The sequence below is a fragment of the Actinomadura syzygii genome (assembly GCF_008085905.1).
GTDB lineage: Bacteria > Actinomycetota > Actinomycetes > Streptosporangiales > Streptosporangiaceae > Spirillospora > Spirillospora syzygii.
Genome location: NZ_VSFF01000001.1, coordinates 1 through 13,830, shown reverse-complemented (window position 1 = coordinate 13,830; position 13,830 = coordinate 1). Strand labels below are relative to the sequence as shown.

At 71.3% G+C, this 13,830-nt stretch carries 17 protein-coding genes and 1 pseudogene; 12 read left to right on the top strand and 6 right to left on the bottom strand.

The features are described from left to right. The first annotated feature begins 4 nt into the window (after positions 1–4). Both map and FXF65_RS00090 read left to right on the top strand, forming a co-directional pair. On the top strand, positions 5–841 hold the full coding sequence (gene map / locus FXF65_RS00095; protein ID WP_148347461.1) for a type I methionyl aminopeptidase: 837 nt from the start codon (positions 5–7) through the stop codon (positions 839–841). Positions 842–856: 15 nt separating this feature from the next. Continuing rightward, the gene (locus tag FXF65_RS00090; RefSeq protein ID WP_148347460.1) at positions 857–1,300 is read left to right on the top strand and encodes a DUF1707 SHOCT-like domain-containing protein; all 444 of its coding nucleotides are present in this window, start codon (positions 857–859) and stop codon (positions 1,298–1,300) included. A 19-nt stretch (positions 1,301–1,319) separates the two neighbouring features. Here the strand turns inward: FXF65_RS00090 and FXF65_RS00085 are convergent, their stop codons facing one another. Continuing rightward, positions 1,320–2,141 carry a phosphodiesterase gene (locus FXF65_RS00085; protein ID WP_148347459.1) on the bottom strand — a complete coding sequence of 274 codons (822 nt, stop codon included), beginning with the start codon at positions 2,139–2,141 and terminating at the stop codon, positions 1,320–1,322. A gap of 154 nt (positions 2,142–2,295) precedes the next feature. Then, a complete protein-coding gene (locus FXF65_RS00080; RefSeq protein WP_148347458.1) occupies positions 2,296–2,853 on the bottom strand; it encodes a hypothetical protein in 558 nt (185 codons plus the stop codon). Positions 2,854–3,113: 260 nt separating this feature from the next. On the opposite strand from FXF65_RS00080, the gene infA reads away from it, so the two are divergent. From infA to truA, 8 genes are all read left to right on the top strand, one after another. Beyond that, a complete protein-coding gene (gene infA, locus FXF65_RS00075) occupies positions 3,114–3,335 on the top strand; it encodes a translation initiation factor IF-1 (protein WP_018657567.1) in 222 nt (73 codons plus the stop codon). Positions 3,336–3,401: 66 nt separating this feature from the next. After that, positions 3,402–3,515, top strand: coding sequence for a 50S ribosomal protein L36 (rpmJ, locus tag FXF65_RS00070; protein ID WP_019632585.1), 114 nt, complete (start codon positions 3,402–3,404; stop codon positions 3,513–3,515). Between the two features lie 192 nt (positions 3,516–3,707). Beyond that, positions 3,708–4,088: a 30S ribosomal protein S13 gene (gene rpsM, locus FXF65_RS00065; RefSeq protein ID WP_067889188.1), complete on the top strand. Its 381-nt coding sequence runs from the start codon at positions 3,708–3,710 to the stop codon at positions 4,086–4,088. Positions 4,089–4,155: 67 nt separating this feature from the next. Continuing rightward, the gene (gene rpsK, locus FXF65_RS00060) at positions 4,156–4,557 is read left to right on the top strand and encodes a 30S ribosomal protein S11 (protein ID WP_021596710.1); all 402 of its coding nucleotides are present in this window, start codon (positions 4,156–4,158) and stop codon (positions 4,555–4,557) included. Between the two features lie 20 nt (positions 4,558–4,577). Continuing rightward, positions 4,578–5,204 carry a 30S ribosomal protein S4 gene (gene rpsD, locus FXF65_RS00055; protein WP_148347457.1) on the top strand — a complete coding sequence of 209 codons (627 nt, stop codon included), beginning with the start codon at positions 4,578–4,580 and terminating at the stop codon, positions 5,202–5,204. Positions 5,205–5,310: 106 nt separating this feature from the next. Further along, positions 5,311–6,324, top strand: coding sequence for a DNA-directed RNA polymerase subunit alpha (locus FXF65_RS00050; RefSeq protein ID WP_089324443.1), 1,014 nt, complete (start codon positions 5,311–5,313; stop codon positions 6,322–6,324). A 98-nt stretch (positions 6,325–6,422) separates the two neighbouring features. Further along, positions 6,423–6,935 carry a 50S ribosomal protein L17 gene (rplQ, locus tag FXF65_RS00045; RefSeq protein WP_148347456.1) on the top strand — a complete coding sequence of 171 codons (513 nt, stop codon included), beginning with the start codon at positions 6,423–6,425 and terminating at the stop codon, positions 6,933–6,935. Positions 6,936–7,109: 174 nt separating this feature from the next. Beyond that, complete coding sequence (truA, locus tag FXF65_RS00040) at positions 7,110–8,033, top strand: tRNA pseudouridine(38-40) synthase TruA (protein WP_187411997.1); 924 nt, start codon at positions 7,110–7,112, stop codon at positions 8,031–8,033. Positions 8,034–8,074: 41 nt separating this feature from the next. Here the strand turns inward: truA and FXF65_RS00035 are convergent, their stop codons facing one another. From FXF65_RS00035 to FXF65_RS44985, 3 genes are all read right to left on the bottom strand, one after another. After that, positions 8,075–9,685 carry a hypothetical protein gene (locus tag FXF65_RS00035; protein ID WP_148347455.1) on the bottom strand — a complete coding sequence of 537 codons (1,611 nt, stop codon included), beginning with the start codon at positions 9,683–9,685 and terminating at the stop codon, positions 8,075–8,077. A 24-nt stretch (positions 9,686–9,709) separates the two neighbouring features. Next, positions 9,710–11,038: a hypothetical protein gene (locus tag FXF65_RS00030; RefSeq protein ID WP_148347454.1), complete on the bottom strand. Its 1,329-nt coding sequence runs from the start codon at positions 11,036–11,038 to the stop codon at positions 9,710–9,712. A 116-nt stretch (positions 11,039–11,154) separates the two neighbouring features. Continuing rightward, positions 11,155–12,240, bottom strand: coding sequence for a CAP domain-containing protein (locus FXF65_RS44985; protein ID WP_246198272.1), 1,086 nt, complete (start codon positions 12,238–12,240; stop codon positions 11,155–11,157). 408 nt (positions 12,241–12,648) lie between these two features. Here FXF65_RS44985 and rplM point away from each other — a divergent pair, with 408 nt between their 5' ends. Both rplM and rpsI read left to right on the top strand, forming a co-directional pair. Then, positions 12,649–13,101: a 50S ribosomal protein L13 gene (gene rplM / locus FXF65_RS00015; RefSeq protein ID WP_067889167.1), complete on the top strand. Its 453-nt coding sequence runs from the start codon at positions 12,649–12,651 to the stop codon at positions 13,099–13,101. A gap of 93 nt (positions 13,102–13,194) precedes the next feature. Next, on the top strand, positions 13,195–13,698 hold the full coding sequence (gene rpsI, locus FXF65_RS00010) for a 30S ribosomal protein S9 (RefSeq protein ID WP_148347453.1): 504 nt from the start codon (positions 13,195–13,197) through the stop codon (positions 13,696–13,698). 4 nt (positions 13,699–13,702) lie between these two features. Here the strand turns inward: rpsI and FXF65_RS00005 are convergent. Then, positions 13,703–13,830 (bottom strand): annotated as a pseudogene (locus FXF65_RS00005) (DUF255 domain-containing protein); the annotation flags it as partial.

Sequence of the window (13,830 nt, the reverse complement as noted above, 5' to 3'; positions counted from 1 at the left end):
GGACATGTTCAGAGGACGTAAACCCGCGATCCAGATGAAGACCGCGGAACAGATCGAGCTGATGCGTGCGGCGGGCCTGCTGGTCGGCCGCACGCTCGAGCTCCTACGCGACGCCGTGAAGCCCGGGATCAGCACCCTCGACCTCGACACGTTGGCCGAGCGGCACATCCGCGACAACGGCGGCGTCCCGTCGTTCAAGGGCTACTACGGCTTCACCGGGACGATCTGCGCCTCGATCAACGAGGAGATCGTGCACGGCATCCCGCGGCCCGACAAGACGCTGCGGGACGGCGACATCATCTCCATCGACTGCGGGGCGATCGTCGAGGGCTGGCACGGCGACGCGGCCATTACCGTCCCGGTGGGGGAGATCAGCGCGGAGCGGCGGCGGCTCCTGGAGGTCACCGAGGCGTCCCTGTGGCACGGCCTCGCGGCCGGAGTCGCGGGAGCCAGGCTCTCGGACATGTCGCACGCGATCGAGGCTTACATCCGCTCTCAGGGCCCCTACGGCATCGTTGAGGGGTACGGCGGGCACGGCATCGGCACCGAGATGCACATGGACCCGCTGATCCCGAACCACGGCCCCGCGGGGCACGGCCCCGTGCTGCGTCCGGGGATGTGCTTCGCCGTCGAGCCGATGGTCAACCTCGCCGGCAAGGACACCGCCGAACTGGACGACGGCTGGACGGTCGTCAGCGTCGACGGCAGCGTCTCGGCGCATTTCGAGCACACCTTCGCCGTGACGGAGGACGGTCCGCGCGTCCTCACTGCCCTTGACGAGGGCCGGGAGTGGCTGGAAAGGCTCCGCGTGGCGGAGAATGAAGGAAACGTCACGTCCTGAGGAGCGGAGGTAGCGATGGCGCCGAACCCTGACATCCGGGCGTCGGACGCCGACCGCGACCGGGTGGCGGAGAGCCTGCGGGAGCACTGCGCCGAGGGCCGCATCAGCATGGACGAGCTGCAGGAGCGGCTCGAGGCCGTGTACGGCGCGAAGACCCTCGGGGACCTTCAGGAGGTCACCTCCGACCTGCCGGAGGAGGATCTGTACCAGCTTCCGGTCCCGGCGTCGCAGCCGAAGAGCACCGCGTCGGTGGCGCGGCCGCCGTCCGGCGGCCTCGAACCGCGCCGGGCGCCGCAGATGTGGGCGGCGTGGGCCGCGATCAGCGGGCTGAACCTGGCGATCTGGCTGATCATCGTGGTGTCGTCCGGGATGGTGTACCCGTGGTGGGTGTGGGTGGCGGGCCCGTGGGGCGCGCTCCTGCTCGTCCGGACGATCCTCGGCGGACGCCGGGACTACTGATCCCGGCGCCCGGGGCCCTTCACTCGACGTCGACGTCCATCAGCGGGCGGTAGTTGCCGGTCGGCGCGAAGTGCGTGGTGGCGGTGCCGTCCGTGCCGATGAGGTGGATGGCGAACCCGGCCGGCTCCCCGGTGACGGCGGCGCGCCCCTGCTTGGTGAGGTCGAGGAAGAGCTGCCGGTAGGTGCTCGGGCAGGTGGTGCTGACCGTCCCGGCGACCGACCCGACCGAGGCGCGGTGGACGTGCCCGGAGATCACCCGCACCACCTGCGGATGCCGGGAGATCACGGACGCGAACCCGGCCGGGTCGACGAACCGCAGGTCGTCGATGAACCGCATGCCGATGGGGAACGGCGGGTGGTGCGTGGCGACCACGGTCGGCGTGTCGGGCGCGTCGCGCAGGACGGCGTCCAGCCAGGCGAGCCGCTCCTCGCTGAGGTGCCCGTGGGCGTGGCCGTCCACGGTGGTGTCGCAGCAGACGAGTCGGACGCCCGCGACGTCGACGGCGTACTGGACGGGCGCCCGCGCCGACGTCCCGGTCGCGGCGATCACCGGGTGGTCCTTGAACGCCCGGCGCATCTCGTCGCGGTCGTCGTGGTTGCCGCACATCGGGTAGACGGCCATGGGGAGCGGGGACAGCAGCGCGTGCAGCCGGGCGTACTCGGCGGGCTTGCCGGCGTCGGCGAGGTCGCCGGTGAGGACGACGGCGTCCGGCCGCGCGGGCAGCGACAGCAGGCTGGACACCGCGGCCCGCAACGCGCGCACCGGGCCCGAGCCGTCGTCCACCTCGCCGTCCCGTCCGGCCGCCAGGTGGATGTCGCTCAGTTGCGCGATGATCGCCATCGATCCCTCTCCCCTAGCCCAAGCACACCACGGCGTCCCAGGTCCGGGACACCCCGCGGCCCGGGCGCCGGGACGATCTTCGCGCCCGCGCGCCCGCACTGTCGACCCGGCCCCCGGCCGGTCCGCTCGGGCGGGTCGGCTACGGGGAGTCCGCTCAGGCGACGTGCGGGATTACCAGCGAGAGCGCCGAGGTGATCTCCTCGGGCGCGGGGGCGACGTCCGGGACGACGTCGCGCAGCGCGAGCCACCCGTTGATCGCCTGGACGGTCGGCTTGGCCTCGACGAGCTGCGGGTCGTCCAGGCCGTAGTACGCGGCGACCTTGGACCAGCGCCACAGCCGGTGCCCGGCGGTCGACATCTCCGACGACGGGAAGCCCGCCGCGCCGCGGGCCCCGGTGATCGCGTGCCGGACGGAGTCGAGCGAGCGGCCGACCCGTTCGGCGATGTCGCGGATGGTGAGCAGCGGGTCGGCCTCGACCTGGAGGACGTGCAGGCCGGGCGCGCTGGCCTCGACGTGCTCCACCACTTCCATGATCGCGACGGCGAGGGTGCGGCCCGTCCAGGAGCAGGACGCGTTGCCCGGCCGCTCGGCGTGCTGCGGCTCGCTGATGATCGAGACGGTGACGGCGCCGTTGGTGCGGTCGAAGAGCGGATCGAGCTCGTCCTCGTAGAGGGGACGGCTGAGGATCAGCGCGAAGTCATAGCTCGGCATGCTGACCCTCCTCCGACGTATCTCTCCCCGAAGGTACAACGCGCTGGCGATGTATGCTTGGCTCGGGAGCGGTCTCCGGTGCCGTGTCATGCGCTGATTTCGCATTGGACGCCCGGTTGACGTAGACTCCCTTGTCGGTCCGTCGTCGACCGCTCGATTCCCCTTCCTGACGCCTTCCGCGTCGCGGTGTGGACTGCGGTCGATTCTCCTCCGGAGAGCCGGACCGAGTCCAATGAGCCGATCAGCGAAGCGCGGAGGACATGCCCAAGAAAGAAGGGGCCATCGAGATCGAGGGCACCGTCATCGAGTCCCTCCCGAACGCCATGTTCCGGGTGGAGCTCGACAACGGGCACAAGGTGCTCGCCCACATCAGCGGCAAGATGCGGATGCACTACATCCGGATCCTGCCGGACGACCGCGTCGTTGTGGAGTTGAGCCCCTACGACCTCACGCGCGGTCGGATCGTCTACCGCTACAAGTAGCACCCACTGGGGTTGCCTTCCCCGTGCGTGGCGGCGCGGGGGTGACCCTGAGCATTAGGAGACCCAGTGAAGGTCAAGCCGAGCGTCAAGAAGATCTGCAAGAACTGCCGGATCATCCGGCGGCACGGCCGGGTCATGGTCATCTGCACCGACCCGCGCCACAAGCAGCGCCAGGGCTGAGCCCGGGCGCGGCGACAAAGTCAAGCGCATCGCAGACTTCACGCGGACAGCCGTACGAGCCTGAGACGGTTCGTACGGCACAGCCGTGTGAGGGCCCACCCCCGGACCGCGCGAGGCCGGGGCCGCCACCCGGGCAGGGTGTGTGCGGACGCGATGTGTCCATACCTCCGCAGAATGAAGGGAACTGCCCACATGGCACGCCTCCTCGGCGTCGACCTCCCGCGCGAAAAGCGCCTGGAGGTCGCTCTCACCTACATCTTCGGCATCGGCCGGACGCGGGCGCTGGAGACCCTGGCGGGCACCAGCATCAGCGGCGACCTGCGGGTCCACCAGCTCGGCGACGACGAGCTCGTGAAGCTCCGCGACTGGATCGAGGCGAACTACAAGATCGAGGGTGATCTTCGCCGCGAGGTCCAGGCGGACATCCGCCGCAAGATCGAGATCGGGTGCTACCAGGGCATCCGGCACCGGCGCGGGCTGCCCGTGCACGGCCAGCGCACGCAGACCAACGCGCGCACCCGCAAGGGCAAGAAGAAGACCGTCGCCGGCAAGAAGAAGGCCGGCAAGAAGTAGTCCGCCGGACCCCCGGCACCAAGCCGAGTTCGGTCCTCCGGATCGATGACCTCGAAAGTGAGAGCAGATGCCTCCTAAGAGCCGTGTAGGCGCGAAGAAGGTGCGCCGCAAGGAAAAGAAGAACGTCGCTCACGGGCACGCCCACATCAAGAGCACGTTCAACAACACGATCGTCTCGATCACCGACCCCAACGGCAACGTGATCTCCTGGGCCTCGTCCGGCCACGTCGGCTTCAAGGGCTCGCGCAAGTCCACCCCGTTCGCCGCGCAGCAGGCCGCCGAGGCCGCCGCCCGGCGCGCGATGGAGCACGGCATGCGCAAGGTCGACGTCTTCGTGAAGGGCCCGGGCTCGGGCCGCGAGACCGCCATCCGCTCGCTGCAGGCGACCGGACTTGAGGTGGGCTCGATCCAGGACGTCACGCCCGTTCCGCACAACGGCTGCCGCCCGCCCAAGCGTCGCCGGGTCTGAGGCAGGGGAGATCTAGACAAATGGCTCGTTACACCGGTGCGGACTGCAAGCTCTGCCGCCGCGAGAAGATGAAGCTGTTCCTCAAGGGCAGCAAGTGCGAGGGCCCGAAGTGCCCGATCGAGATCCGTCCCTACCCGCCGGGTGAGCACGGACGCGGTCGGCCGAAGGAGACCGAGTACCTGCTGCAGCTTCGCGAGAAGCAGAAGGCGCGGCGCATCTACGGCGTGCTGGAGCGGCAGTTCCACAACTACTACGTCGAGGCGAACCGCCAGCAGGGCAAGACGGGCGACAACCTGCTCGCCCTCCTGGAGCGGCGGCTCGACAACGTCGTCTACCGGGGCGGCTTCGCCAAGTCCCGCGACATGGCCCGCCAGCTCATCCGGCACGGCCACATCCGGGTCAACGGCAAGAAGATCAACATCCCGTCGGCGCTCGTCGGCGAGGCCGACATCGTCGACGTCAAGCCGAAGTCGCTGGAGATGACGCCGTTCCAGGTCGCCAAGGCCGAGGTCGGCGACCGTCCGGTCCCAGCATGGCTCGGCGTGGACGGCGACAAGATGCGCATCTTCGTGCACTCGCTGCCCGTCCGGCAGCAGATCGACGCTCCCGTCCAGGAGCAGCTGATCGTCGAGCTCTACTCCAAGTAGGGCTCAACGCGCCCCGCCGGGGTCCCCGCGTGGGATTCCGGCGGGACGGGGAACACTCACGAACGCGGTAGTCAAATAGCGGGCACCGCGGGAAGTAGGTACCACAATGCTCATCGCTCAGCGTCCGACTCTCACCGAAGAGCAGGTCGACGAGTACCGGTCGCGGTTCACCATCGAGCCGCTGGAGCCGGGCTTCGGCTACACGATCGGCAACTCGCTGCGTCGCACCCTGCTCTCCTCGATTCCCGGTGCGGCCGTCACCAGCATCCGGATCGAGGGCGTCCTCCACGAGTTCTCCACCGTTCCGGGGGTGAAGGAGGACGTCACCGACATCATCCTGAACCTCAAGGAGCTCGTCGTCTCGTCCGAGCACGACGAGCCGGTCGTCATGTACCTGCGCAAGCAGGGGCCGGGCGAGGTGACCGCGGCCGACATCGCGCCGCCCGCGGGCGTCGAGGTCCACAACCCCGACCTGCACATCGCCACCCTGAACAACAAGGCCAAGCTGGAGATGGAGCTGACGGTCGAGCGCGGCCGCGGCTACGTCTCGGCCGCGCAGAACAAGCAGCCGGGCCAGGAGATCGGCCGGATCCCGATCGACTCCATCTACTCGCCCGTGCTCAAGGTGACCTACAAGGTCGAGGCGACCCGAGTCGAGCAGCGCACCGACTTCGACCGCCTGATCCTGGACGTGGAGACCAAGCAGGCGATGCTGCCGCGCGACGCGGTCGCCTCCGCCGGCAAGACCCTCGTCGAGCTGTTCGGGCTGGCCCGGGAGCTGAACGTCGAGGCCGAGGGCATCGACATGGGCCCGTCCCCGACGGACGCCGCGCTCGCCGCGGACCTGGCCCTGCCGATCGAGGAGCTGAACCTCACGGTCCGCTCCTACAACTGCCTGAAGCGCGAGGGCATCCACTCGGTGGGCGAGCTCGTCGCCCGCTCCGAGCAGGACCTTCTCGATATAAGGAATTTCGGCGCCAAGTCGATCGAAGAGGTCAAGCAGAAGCTCAACGACATGGGCCTGTCGCTGAAGGACTCCCCGCCCGGGTTCGACCCGAGCGCGGCGGCCGACAACTACAGCGACGACGACCAGAGCTACGCCGAGACCGAGCAGTACTAGAAACCCGATCCGCGGTGGCGGCCGGGGGACAGTTCCCCGGCCGTCCGCGGACCAGCTGACACCGGTACCTGGTACGGCCGGTGCAGGAAGGAACCGCAATGCCCAAGCCCACCAAGGGCCCCCGCCTCGGCGGCAGCCCCGCCCACCAGCGCCTCATCCTGGCGAACCTGGCGACGGCGCTGTTCGAGCACGGCCGCATCACCACCACCGAGGCCAAGGCCCGGCGGGTGCGTCCGCTGGCGGAGAAGCTGATCACCAAGGCCAAGAAGGGCGACCTGCACAACCGTCGCCTGGTCGCTCGGACGATCCGCGACAAGTCCGTCGTGCACGGGCTCTTCACCGAGATCGCGCCGCGCTTCGAGAACCGTCCGGGCGGCTACACCCGGATCACGAAGCTCGGGCCGCGCAAGGGCGACAACGCCCCGATGGCGGTCATCGAGCTGGTCCAGGAGGAGATGCCGGCCGTCTCGACCGCCAAGGCCGCCCCGGCCAAGGCGACCGAGGACGAGGCTCCCGCCAAGGCGGAGACCGAGACCGAGGTCGAGGAGACCAAGGCCGACGACACCGCGACCGACACGGCCGCCGAGTCCGAGGACGGCGACGCCAAGTAGGACTTGGCAATCGCATTTACGGTTTCGGCCGACATGATGAACGGGCCCGCCGCTCCCCTCCGGGACGGCGGGCCCGCATCTTTGCCACACTTGATCGCATGGTCATGCCAGTAGCGGAGCGAGCGCTCAGAGGAGAATGGAACGGCCACCGTGCAGAAGGACAGCTCGGCTGACATGACCGCACTGGTAAGACTGCGGCTCGACATCTCCTATGACGGGTCCGACTTCGCGGGCTGGGCGAGACAGCCGAACCAGCGGACCGTCCAAGGTGTCATCGAGGACGCCCTGGCCCGGATGCTCCGCCTGGACCCGCCGCCCATGCTCACCGTCGCCGGCCGGACGGACGCGGGCGTCCACGCGCAGGGCCAGGTCGCGCACCTGGTGGTGCCCGTCGCGGCCTACTCGGCGATCAACGGGACGATGCCGCGCCGCCTCGCCGGGCTGCTGCCGCCGGACGTCCGGGTGTGGCGGGTGTCGGTCGCGCCGGAGGGGTTCGACGCGCGGTTCTCCGCGCTGTCCCGCCGCTACGTGTACCGGGTGTGCGACAACCCGTTCGGCGTGGAGCCGCTGCGGCGGCACGACGTGCTGTGGCACCCGCGCCCGCTGAACCTGGACCGGATGAACGCCGCCGCGCGCCTCCTGGTCGGGGAGAACGACTTCGCCGCGTACTGCCGGAAGCGGGAGGGCGCGACGACCATCCGGGAGCTGCTGCGCTACGAGTGGACCCGCGACGACCGCGACCCGCACCTGGCCCTCGCGACCGTGCAGGCGGACGCCTTCTGCCATTCGATGGTGCGCGCGCTGGTCGGCGCGCTGCTGATGGTCGGGGACGGCCGCCGCGAGATCGAGTGGCCCGCCGAGGTGCTGGCCGCGCGCGTCCGCGACTCGGGGGTGAACGTCGCGCCCGCGCACGGCCTGTCGCTGGAGGAGATCCGCTACCCGGACGACGACAGCCTCGCCAAGCGCGCGCAGGAGACCCGCCGCGTCCGGACGCTGAACGCCGCCGCCGCTGCCCAGACCGCCGACGCCGCCGAACGAGCGAGACCCGAGACGATGGGCGAGCCCCCGGAGAACGCCGCCTGGCGCGGCGCCTCCTGACCGCCCGCGGCCCCCGGACGTGCCAGGGGCCGCGCGTGGGGTCAGCCGCCCGCGCGGGCGAGGATGGGGCGCAGGTCGTAGTCCAGGAACTGCTGGGCCGCTTCCTTGATCACCGGGTCGCCGGGCTTGGCCTGCTTGCCGTTCGCCCACTGCACGTAGGCATAGGCGACGTAGCGTCCGCGTACCGTGGCGGCGGCGTAGCCGCCCGCGCGGTCGAGGTCGGGGGCGTGCTTGCCGCCCATGCCGCGGAACCACTCGTACTTCGCGGGGCTTCCGGCCTTGCTGATGCGGAGCGCGGCGTCCTTCGTCGGCAGCACCGCGATCCCGGACGTGACGGCGAGCGCCCTGCCCTTGTCGATGTACGTCGCGCGGACGATCTTGCGGCACTTCTCCTGGAGCAGGGCCTGCAGCATCGAGCCGCGCGCCGCGTACGACACGTCCCGGTTGAGGGACCAGCGCTCGCGGGAGTAGGTGCGCCCGCCGAGCTGGATCACCTGCGTGGGGAACACGTCGCGGAAGGTGAGGTCCTGGGGGTCGGTCTTCTCGTCGCCGATGTCCACGGGCGCCCGTGTCGCCGTCGACGGCGTCACCGCCGGGGCCGCCTGCGTGGCGGGCGACCCGGAGGTCTTGCCGTTCTTTCCGCCGCCGGAGTCGGCGCCGATCGCGAACAGCCCGAGGGCCGCGGCGAGGATGAGCGCCGCGCCGCCGCCGATCAGCACGATGCGGCTCTTGTTGCCGCCGTCGCCGCCGCGCGGCGCCCGGCGCGGCGGGGCGCCCGGGGGCGGCGGCGTGTCGATCGGGACGCCGCCCTCGGCGTGGTAGACCGGCGTGATCACGGTGTGCTGCTCGGCGGTGACCGCCGCGGGCTCGCCCGTCCCGGTGGGGAACGGGCCGCTGCCGGTGGGCGGGACGACGCCGGGCGGCAGGATCGCGTCCGGCACCAGGACGGGCGCGAGCGACGCGGACGACTCGTCCTCCGCGCGCCGGGCCTTCTCGAAGGCGGACGTGTCCGCGGACTCGGTTACGGCGGTGTCGTCGACGGCTGTCTCCTCGACGCCGGGAGCCTCCACCGGGGAGGGCTCGGCCTGGGCCACCCGGGTGTCCGAACTTTCCGGGGCCGCTGGGGCGGGCTCGTCCGCGAGGACGTCGTCCGTGGAGTCGTCCCGCGGGCGGACGGGCGGGAAGCCGTCCGGGTCGGTCTCGCCGAACGCGGGCGGCGGCTTCACGAGCGGCAGCGCGGGCACGGCGCGGCGCGAGTCGACGCTGGGCACGCCTCGCCCGGCGACGAGCGTCCCGGGCGGCGGTCCGCCGGTTCCGGGCGCGCTCGGCGCCTCTGCGGCGGCCTGGACGACGTCGCGGCCCGCGTCTGTGCCGGTCGCGTCCGTGCCGGTCGCGTCGTTGGAAGGCGCGTCGTCAGCAGGCGCGTCTTCGGTGGTCGCGTCGTCGGGGGCGGGACGCGGAGCGGGCGGGACCGCCGGGGCGCCGGTGAGCGGGACGGTGTCCGCCGCGGACTCGGCGGCCCACCACGGAGCCTCCAGGCCGAACGCGGGCGGCCTGAGGGAGGCGGGCGCCGCGGACTCCGCCGGAGCGGCGGGGACGGTGGGCGTCCCCGCGGGCTCGGCGGTGTCCCGTGTGTCTCTAGGTGCAGACATAGGCAGAGAGAGTATTCAAGCCGGTTACTTTTGGAGGGGTTTGCCTTCGGTTTCCCTGTAGTGCAGGGCGAGCGCGAGGTTGCTGCCCTTCACCATCTGGGCGCCGAAGACGCGGACGGCGGCATGGTACTTGGCGGCGATGCGCTTGCCGTCGGGCCGCTGTACCCAGGTCATGATCAGGTAGTGGCCGCGGGCCTCGGAGGTGCCGAGCGCCTCGCCCTTGCCGTTGGTCTTGGAGACGCCCTTGCCGGGCAGCGCCAGGAGGAAGGCGTCCTTGGCGGCGGCCGCCTTGACGGCCTTCTTGGCCGCGGCCTCGGTCTCCAGGTTGAACACGCCGACGGTGCCGATCAGCGAGCCGTTGCTCAGCGCGTAGGTCGCCCGGAGCACCTGCGTGCAGGAGCCGCCCTTGAGGGCCTTGTCGAGCGCCGTGCCGCCCGCGATCGCGGTGCAGCCCTTCTCGGCGTTCGCGGCCGTCCGCACGTACTGGTACTTGCCGACCTTGAACTTGCCGTTGCCGAAGACCTCCTTGAGGGTCAGCGGCTTCGGGTCGGTGGTGCGGCTCTGCAGCTTCACCGGCGCGAGCACGGGCTGCGTCGGGCTCGGCGTGGCCTGCGGCTGCGCCGCCGCCGTGGACGGCGTCGGCTTCTTCGGCTCGGGGTCGTCCTTGAGGACGGACGACAGCGCGACGCCGCCGCCGATGAGGAGCAGCCCGGCGACCGCCGCGCCGCCGATGATCAGGGGCATGTTGCGGCGGCCCGTCCCGCCGGACCCCGGTCCGGACGACTCCGGGGCCGGGCCGGGCGGCGTGGGCTCGAAGCCGCCGTAGGGGCCGGGAGAACCGAAGGGGTCGTCTCCCTGGGCGTGCGCGCCCCCCGCCACCGGCTGGTCGGACCAACCGCTGCCGGGCTGCTGGTTGGACCAGCCGGAGTCGCCTTCCTGACCAGACCAACCAGAGTCGGTCTTCTGATCAGACCAGCCGGAGTCGGTCTTCTGGTCGGACCAACCAGAGTCCGTTTTCTGGTCGGACCAGGCGGAGCCCGCCTGCTGCTCCGACCAGGGCGAGGCGGACGGCTGCTCGGACCAGGAGGGGGTGTCGTCCGACCACGAGGAGGACTGGCCGGGCGGACCGGCGAACGGCTCACCGCCGTACTGCTGCTGCCCGCCGGGCCCCTCGTCGCGGGGCGCGAAGGAGGACTCGTCGCGGTAGCCGAAGGCGGCCTCGCCGCGGGGCGGGAAGGGGTCGTCGTTGTCGGTGCCGTACGGCGGCGCTTCGGCTCCGGGTCCGTACGGCTCGTGCGGCGGCCGTCCCGGGGGCCGGTCGCCGGGCTTGCCTTGATCGCCCGGATAACCCATGGCTTGGACCTTACCGTTCCTCGTTCAGGGCTCTGGACCTTCGAGACACCAACCATGACATGGGGGCGAACCGGGCGCGCGTGGTTCGCCGAAGGTCACCGCCCGGAGCGCGACGATCACTTCCAGCCGAAGTCCTGCGTCCACACGAGGCCGCCGGAGCCGGACGCCCGCCCGACGCCGATGGCGCGCAGATCGCAGTTCAGGATGTTGGCGCGGTGGCCCGGGCTGTTCATCCAGCCTTCCATGACGGCCTGGGCCGTCGGGTAGCCCTTGGCGATGTTCTCCGCGCCGGGGCTCGGGTACCCGGCGTCCTCCATCCGCTGCCACGGGCTGTCGCCGTTGCGGGACGTGTGGTCGAAGTAGTCGTCGGCCGCCATGTCGGCGGAGTGCTTGCGGGCGGCGGCGGCGAGCCGCTCGTCCACGCGCAGCGGCCTGCAACCGGCCTTGGCGCGCTCGGCGTTGGTGAGCGCGACCACGGCGGTCTCCGGGCCGGAAGGGCCCGTCGTCCCGCCGCCGGGGGCGCCGGTGTCGGCGGGCGGCTTGTCCGGGGTGGACGGCGCGTCCGACTTGGACGGCCGCACGGCCGACCCGGGCGCGCGCATCGGCTTCAGCGGGGGCGTCCGCTCCTGCGCGGTGGGGGCGGGGGTGCCGCCGGGCTTCGCTCCGCCGCCCGGCGTGCCCGTGCCCGGGTCCGCGCCCGCGGTGGTGGTCTCGTCGCTCTGCGGGCCTGGCGAGACCAGCGCGGACGGTCCCGAATCGGCCCCGGACGCGCTCGTCTGCTCCGACCTCAGCCCTGGCAGGACGACCCGGTCGAGCACGACGCCGGTGCTCACCGCGAGCCCGGACGCCGCGACGGCCACCACGATCGCGGTGACGCGCCTGCTGCGTGGCCGCTCGCGTCCGCGCTTGCCGGGCCGGGGGCCGCCGCCCGGCGGCGGGGCGGAACGGCCCGGACGGGACGCGCCGTGCTGGGATTCGCCGTGCTGGGACGCGCTGCGGCGCGGGCCCCTGGCGACGAGCGTGTCCTCGGGGAGTGAGGCGCGGCGGGGCCGGGACGCGGCGTCGCGGGGCCCGGAGTAGGCGGGCGGGCGGCGTCCGGCGGGGTCACCTGGTCTGCGGGGAGTGGACAGCGGGGGCTCCCGGGTGCGGGCCGGCCTGAGCCGGCGTGGACCGGTCGCCCGGCACCATATCCCGGCATACACCCCCTGTTATGAAAGATCGTCTGAAAAGGCCAGAACAACTACGACGGGTAGTCTGGAAGGCGCTGACCGTTCCCTTTCCGGGACGGGGCCGCCGCGCGGGAGGCGCGTGCGGGACGACTCGCCGTCCCGTTTTGACCCTCGGGCGCGCGGGCGAGTATCCTGCGTGTTTGTTGTGTGCGTTGACGCGCGCCGTTCGGCGGGCGGGAGACGACGCGACGACGTGCCGGTGTTTCCCCGTGGTGTCCGCGTCTGCCGGCGTGGCCGCCGGTCCGGGCCCCGGCTCCCGGAGCGCCGGATCGGACGATCCTCTGGTCGGCGCGAGCAGGAATTCCGCTGATGGCGCCCGTCCGCTGGGCCGGGCGAGGATCGAAACCGCTGAAAGTCGACGAGAAACGAAGGCTGACGACCGTGCGCACGTACACCCCTAAGCCCGCTGACGTCCAGCGTCAGTGGTACGTCATCGACGCGACCGATGTCGTGCTGGGCCGTCTCGCCAGTCAGGTCGCGCAGCTGCTCCGGGGCAAGCACAAGCCGATCTACGCTCCGCACCTCGACACCGGTGACTTCGTCGTCATCGTGAACGCCGACAAGGTGTCGCTGTCCGGCAACAAGTTGGAGCAGAAGAAGGCGTACCGGCACTCCGGCTACCCGGGCGGCCTCCGGTCGGTCAAGTACGCCGACCTCATGGCGAAGCACCCCGAGCGGGCCGTCGAGAAGGCGATCAAGGGCATGCTGCCCAAGAACTCCCTCGGCCGGAAGATGTTCGGCAAGGTGAAGGTCTACGCCGGGCCCGACCACCCGCACCAGGCGCAGAAGCCGGTCCCGTTCGAGATCACCCAGATCAGCCAGATCCAGAAGTGAGCCCCGCGCCTCCGGGCGCACCCTTGAAAAAGTGGCCGCCGGGGCGCCCGTTCGCACGGGTCCGCCGCCCTGGCTAGAAAACCGAGGAGAACCGTGGACGACACCACCGAGACGAGCGCCGAGCTCGACTCCTACGAGGACGCTCCGTCCGAGTACAGCACCGAGACCCCCGAGGCCGCCGGCGAGAGCTTCCTCGGCCAGCCGGTCGCCACCGGCCCGGCCGCCGGCACCGGCCGCCGCAAGCAGGCCATCGCGCGGGTCCGCATCGTCCCCGGCAGCGGCAAGTGGAAGATCAACGGCCGCACCCTGGACCAGTACTTCCCGAACAAGGTCCACCAGCAGATCGTGAACGAGCCGTTCGTGCTGCTCGGGCTCGAGGGCCAGTTCGACGTCCTCGCCCGCGTCGGCGGCGGCGGCACCACCGGGCAGGCGGGCGCGCTGCGCCTCGGCATCTCCCGGGCCCTCCAGTTCGCGAACATCGAGCACCGCCCGGCCCTGAAGAAGGCCGGATTCCTGACGCGCGACGCCCGCGTCCCCGAGCGCAAGAAGGCCGGCCTCAAGAAGGCCCGCAAGGCTCCGCAGTACAGCAAGCGTTAACTCCCCGCGGAAAATACGTCCCGCAGTAGAACGGATGCCCCTCCGGCGTCATGAACACCGTCATCGGCCACCCGCCCTGACCCGTCATGGCCTGGGTGGCCTCCATATAAACGGCATCGATATCCGGCCGCT

Excerpts from the sequence above, each read along its gene's own strand:
- map (WP_148347461.1), top strand. The coding sequence starts at position 5 with ATGTTCAGAGGACGTAAACCCGCGATCCAGATGAAGACCGCGGAACAG.
- FXF65_RS00090 (WP_148347460.1), top strand. The coding sequence starts at position 857 with ATGGCGCCGAACCCTGACATCCGGGCGTCGGACGCCGACCGCGACCGG.
- FXF65_RS00085 (WP_148347459.1), bottom strand. The coding sequence starts at position 2,141 with ATGGCGATCATCGCGCAACTGAGCGACATCCACCTGGCGGCCGGACGG.
- FXF65_RS00080 (WP_148347458.1), bottom strand. The coding sequence starts at position 2,853 with ATGCCGAGCTATGACTTCGCGCTGATCCTCAGCCGTCCCCTCTACGAG.
- infA (WP_018657567.1), top strand. The coding sequence starts at position 3,114 with ATGCCCAAGAAAGAAGGGGCCATCGAGATCGAGGGCACCGTCATCGAG.
- rpsM (WP_067889188.1), top strand. The coding sequence starts at position 3,708 with ATGGCACGCCTCCTCGGCGTCGACCTCCCGCGCGAAAAGCGCCTGGAG.
- rpsK (WP_021596710.1), top strand. The coding sequence starts at position 4,156 with ATGCCTCCTAAGAGCCGTGTAGGCGCGAAGAAGGTGCGCCGCAAGGAA.
- rpsD (WP_148347457.1), top strand. The coding sequence starts at position 4,578 with ATGGCTCGTTACACCGGTGCGGACTGCAAGCTCTGCCGCCGCGAGAAG.
- FXF65_RS00050 (WP_089324443.1), top strand. The coding sequence starts at position 5,311 with ATGCTCATCGCTCAGCGTCCGACTCTCACCGAAGAGCAGGTCGACGAG.
- rplQ (WP_148347456.1), top strand. The coding sequence starts at position 6,423 with ATGCCCAAGCCCACCAAGGGCCCCCGCCTCGGCGGCAGCCCCGCCCAC.
- truA (WP_187411997.1), top strand. The coding sequence starts at position 7,110 with ATGACCGCACTGGTAAGACTGCGGCTCGACATCTCCTATGACGGGTCC.
- FXF65_RS00035 (WP_148347455.1), bottom strand. The coding sequence starts at position 9,685 with ATGTCTGCACCTAGAGACACACGGGACACCGCCGAGCCCGCGGGGACG.
- FXF65_RS00030 (WP_148347454.1), bottom strand. The coding sequence starts at position 11,038 with ATGGGTTATCCGGGCGATCAAGGCAAGCCCGGCGACCGGCCCCCGGGA.